The following is a 4763-nucleotide window of genomic DNA, read 5'->3' as shown; positions in this document are numbered from 1 at the left end:
CCCGCTCGATCACGGCGGTCGACGAGTCGATCACCATCCCGCAGTTCCGGCTGCTCGTTGTGCTGGAGAGCCGGGGGCCGCTGAAGCTGACCACACTGGCCGAGTACCTCGCGGTCAACCCCTCCACCGCCACCCGCATGGTCGACCGGCTCGTGGCCGCGGACCTGGTCAGCCGGGAGGCCAACCCCGCCTCGCGGCGTGAGCTCGTCGTGTCGCTCACCGAAACCGGGGCGGCGGTCGTGGCCGAGGTGACCCAGCGGCGGCGCGCGGAGATCACCCGCATCGTCGCCCGCATGCCGATCACCACCCGACGCGGACTCGTGCGCGCGCTCACCGCGTTCACCGAAGCCGGGGACGAGCCCTCCCTCCGCGACGGCACCGACACCCTGTGGGTGTGACGTCCTTCCTCTTACGGGTAAGGCCGACTGCCGGCCGGATCAGCGCCGGAAGCAGTTCTTCGTCGAGTTGCCACGACCGGGAAGATAGTCCTTTTTGGTGGGTAAAGTGCGATTCCCCTGCCCGATCGGCCGGTGATGCCGGTCGGCTGAGTTCGCGTGACGGCCGGGTTCTATCGTAGGTCGCCATCATTGATGGTCTCGGCAAGTGTTGCCTGATGCAACAGTGACTTTGGGGTGAAGCCGATCAATGCTCGGCCAAGGAAGGACCGTTCGTGCGAGACGTGCTCGACTGGTCGCTGGTGTACGGGGTGCTGCCCGCGGTACTCAGCGGCTTCGGCGTGCTGGCCGGCGTGCTGCTGCTCGCCCGGCGGCGCCGGACCTGGTGGCTGCGGGTGGTGCCGCTGCTGGCCGGAGCGGCGGCGGTGGTGACGTTGGCTTCCGCGTGGGTGGTGGATGTGGCCTGGCGGCCCTTTCCGGACCCGGTTCCGTGGCGCGTTGTGGCGTGGTGCGGGGTGGGCGTGTTCGCGATCGCCCTGGCGATCGCGTCCTTTCCGGGGACCCGGTGGTGGCGTCGCGGTGGCGCCGTGGCCGCCGCGGTGCTCGTGCTGCTCACCTGCGCGGTGAAGATCAACGCCTATTACGGCCAGTTCCCGACGCTGCGGACGGTGTTCGGGCTGCCGTCGGCCGACCAGGTCGCCTTCGCCGACAACGCGGCGTGGGTCGCGTCGCCGTTCCTTCCGCAGCCCGGGAAGGCCATGCTGGACGGGTGGGTGCCCCCGGCGGACATGCCGGGTCACGGCGCCGTCAGCCAGGTGCGCATCCCGCCCGCCGTGTCCGGTTTCGCCGCGCGGGACGCCTACGTGTACCTGCCCCCGGCGTACCTGACCGCGCACCGGCCCCTGCTGCCCGTCCTCGTCCTCCTGCACGGACAACCGGGAGCACCGGTGGACTGGATCGACGGCGGCAGGCTGGGGGACATGATGGACGGCTTCGCCTCCGCCCACCACGGGCTCGCCCCGGTGGTGGTCGTCGCCGACGACACCGGCACCGAACTGGGCAATCCGCTGTGCCTGGATTCCCGGCTCGGCAACAGTGAGAGCTACCTGACCGTCGACGTGCCGGACTGGATCAAGAAGACGCTGCAGGTCGACCAGGACAGCCGGCACTGGGCGGTGGCCGGGTTCTCCTACGGCGGCACGTGCTCGCTCCAGCTCGCGCTGCGCAGGCCGGACCTGTTCCCGACCTTCGTCGACATCTCCGGCCAGACCGAGCCGACGCTGGGCACGAGGTCCTCGACGGTGCAGGAGGCCTTCGGCGGGGACGAATCCCGGTTCCGCGCGGTGAACCCGGCCGACGAGGTGGCGGCGAGGACCTATCCCGGCACGGCGGGGATGATCACCGCCGGTGACGCGGACGGCGAGTACCTCCCGCAGCAGCAGGAGGTCTACGCGTACTGCCGCCGCGCCAGGCTGGACGTCGGCTGGCTGGAGGTGCCGGGCGGGCACACGTGGCAGGCGTGGGGCGCGGGCCTCGAGCGGTCGCTGGGCTGGCTGGCCGTGAGAACGGGGCTGGTCGCCCGGTGATGAGCGAGCGACACGGCCGGTTTCGCGGCGCGGCAAGGGTACTGGCCCGGCTCCGGTTCACGGTCGGCTTCCTCGTGGTGATGTGGACCGTGGGGCTGGTGACCGGCACGGTCCGGTCCGGCCCGCGGGGAGCACTCCTGCACGCGGTCGGGTTCGGCATGCCTTCGTTGCTGGGGGGCCGCTGGTGGACCGTGATCAGCTCGGTGTGGTGGGCCGGCGGGCTGGCGCAGTACCTCGGTGTCACCGTCGTGGTCGGACTGTTGTGCGGGCTGGCCGAACGCCAGATCGGCACCGTTGCAACCGCTGCCGCGTTCTTTTCCGCCTATGTCGGCGGTGCGCTGCTTTCCCTCGGCGTGGTGGCCGCCGGGGTCTTCGGCGGGGACCCGTGGTCGGCGCGTCTGGCGGAGATGGTGGTGGTCACGCCTTCGGCGGCGGCGTTCGGCGCGGGGATGGCGGCGAGTGCCGCGCTCACCCCGGTCTGGCGCAGGCGGCTGCGGCTGACGTTGATCACGACCATGACGATGCTGACGCTGTACGCCGGGGCGCTGCAGGCCCTGATCCGGCTCTGCGCGGGGCTCGTCGGCCTCGCCCTCGTCCCCTTGCTGGTCCCTCGCGACCGGCGTCCGGCCGGGGTGGCGGCGTCCCGGGTGGAGGAGCGGTTCCTGATCGCGATGCTGGTCGCGGCCTCCGCGATCGGGCCGCTGGTGGCCACCACCCCGCTCACACCAGGCGGGCCGCCGCTGTCCATCCTGCAGTACCTGCTCACCGCGCCGCATCCGTCGGCCGCGGACGTGTCGCTGGCCTGTGGGGATCCCTCGATGGCGGACGTCTGCGGTCAGCTTCGGGCCGCGCTGAGGCTGGACGGTGCCGGGTCGGCGGTGCTGTCCGTCATCCCGGCGCTGATCATGGGCGTGATGGCGGAAGGGTTGCGCCGTGGCCGCCGGTTCGCCTGGTGGGGCGCGCTGGGGGCGAACTCCGCGTTGACCGTGTTCGGTCTGTTCCTGCTTCCCTCGGCGCTCGCCGCCGAAGCCGGTCTGGGTTCCCTTCGCGACTGGAGCGCGGTCGCGGTGCCGCTGGTGCAGCCGGCGCTGATCATCGTGTTGCTCGTGGCGCACCGGTCCAAGTTCGATGTGCGTGCGCCCCGCGGCGCTTACCGGCATCTCGGGATGGTGCTCGGGACGACGTGGCTGGCGTGCGCGGTGCTCTATGTGGCCGGGGCCTACGCGGTGCGCGACCAGTTCGACCACCCGCCCGGTCTTTCCGGGATCCTCGTCGACCTGCCGCTGCGCTTCGCGCCCCCGGACTACCTCGGTGAGCTTCCGATCACGTTCCTGCCGCTGGGCGGGCTCGCGGTCGTGTTCTACGAGTGGACCGGCGTCGTCTTCTGGTGCGTGGCGCTCGCAGGATGCGCGCTCACCTTCGTGCGGGCCAGAATCGACGCACCTCCCACCGACCGCGCCCGGGCTCGCGCCCTGTTGCACCGCTACGGCGGCACCTCGACGTCCCACATGATCACCTGGCCGGGGCACGGCTACTGGTTCTCCGAGGACGGGCAGGCGGTCATCGCCTACCGGGTGAGATCGGCGGTCGCGCTCACCACCGGCGGGCCGGTGGGCGAACCGGACGCCTGCCGCACCGCGAGCAGGCAGTTCGCCCGCTACTGCGCCTCCCAGGGCTGGACGCCGTGCTTCTACGCCATCACCGACGCCCTTCGAACCGACCTCGGGGCGGGCTGGCGCGCGGTCCAGGTCGCCGAGGAGGCCGTCGTCCGGCTGGGACAGCTGCACTTCCGCGGCAAGAAGTTCCAGGACGTGCGCACCGCGCTGAACAAGGCGAAGGCGCTGGGCATCGAGGCGCACCGGATCCGGTACCGCGACGCCTCGCCGCGGCTCGCGGAACAGATCCGGCGGCTTTCGGCCGAATGGCTGGCGAACAAGCGGCTTCCCGAGATGGGCTTCACCCTGGGCACCGTCGAAGAACTCGCCGACGACGACGTGTGGTGCGTCGTCGCCGTCGACCCGGCGGGAAACCTGCACGGGGTGACCAGCTGGCTGCCCGTCCGCAGGGACGGCCGGATCATCGGCTGGACGCTGGACCTCATGCGCCGGTCTCCGGCCGCCTTCCCCGGCGTGATGGAATTCCTCATCGCGACCATGGCACTGTCCTGCCGGTCCGAAGGGGTGGAGGTGCTGAGCCTCTCCGGGGCGCCGCTGGCCCGGATGGACCGCGGCGAACGGCGCGACCTGCTCCAGCGATTCCTCGATTTCGTCGGGCTGCGGCTGGAGCCGGTCTACGGGTTCCGCTCGCTGCTCGCGTTCAAGGCGAAGTTCCGGCCGCAGTACCAGCCGCTGTTCATGGCCTATCCGGATGCCGCCGCACTGCCGAGCATCGGCAATGCCGTCACCCGCGCGTACCTGCCGAGGCTGACGGCCCAACAGGCCGTTCGTCTACTGTGGATACTGCTGGCCATTTTTCCCCGGAACCGCTCCCGCATCCGGGGGAACCACCGCGGCGCGATGCTGGGCAACCGGTGATACGGGCTGGCGTGCCATGATCATTCCTCGCGTTCGGCTTCGGCGGCGACGCTGCGGATTCCACGCTGGCGTCGCCGGTCACTGCCCACAACGGAGCCAGGACAGTGTCAAGGCAGGAATACGGGCGGTCATGGGCCTATTGCCGCCGGGTTCGTCTCCGCCGAGAGCGTAGTTTCCGCCCGGCGATGGCGAGGCCGATCGCGAGCAGTCCCGCGGGTGCGGCGAGCCATGGCCAGGTGGTGCTGCCC

3 protein-coding genes are annotated in these 4763 nt (G+C 71.1%); all 3 read left to right on the top strand.

Features of this window, described 5'->3' with window-relative positions; translation table 11 throughout:
* On the top strand, nt 1–398 hold a 398-nt coding region (locus FNH05_RS32390; protein ID WP_144592652.1), incomplete at its 5' end, for a MarR family winged helix-turn-helix transcriptional regulator.
* A gap of 272 nt (nt 399–670) precedes the next feature.
* Nucleotides 671–1981, top strand: a complete 1311-nt coding sequence (locus FNH05_RS32385; RefSeq protein WP_144592651.1) for an alpha/beta hydrolase — start codon at nt 671–673, stop codon at nt 1979–1981.
* Nucleotides 1981–4515: a bifunctional lysylphosphatidylglycerol flippase/synthetase MprF gene (locus FNH05_RS32380; RefSeq protein WP_144592650.1), complete on the top strand. Its 2535-nt coding sequence runs from the start codon at nt 1981–1983 to the stop codon at nt 4513–4515. Before FNH05_RS32385 ends, FNH05_RS32380 begins: the two co-directional genes overlap by 1 nt.
* The last annotated feature ends 248 nt before the right edge of the window (nt 4516–4763 follow it).

Source organism: Amycolatopsis rhizosphaerae (assembly GCF_007713715.1).
Taxonomy (GTDB): domain Bacteria; phylum Actinomycetota; class Actinomycetes; order Mycobacteriales; family Pseudonocardiaceae; genus Amycolatopsis_E; species Amycolatopsis_E rhizosphaerae.
The sequence above is the reverse complement of the archived record's forward strand: the minus strand, read 5'-3'. Positions and strand labels throughout refer to the sequence as shown.

Coding starts and splice junctions, on each gene's coding strand:
- FNH05_RS32380 (WP_144592650.1), top strand. CDS start 1,981: ATGAGCGAGCGACACGGCCGGTTTCGCGGCGCGGCAAGGGTACTGGCC.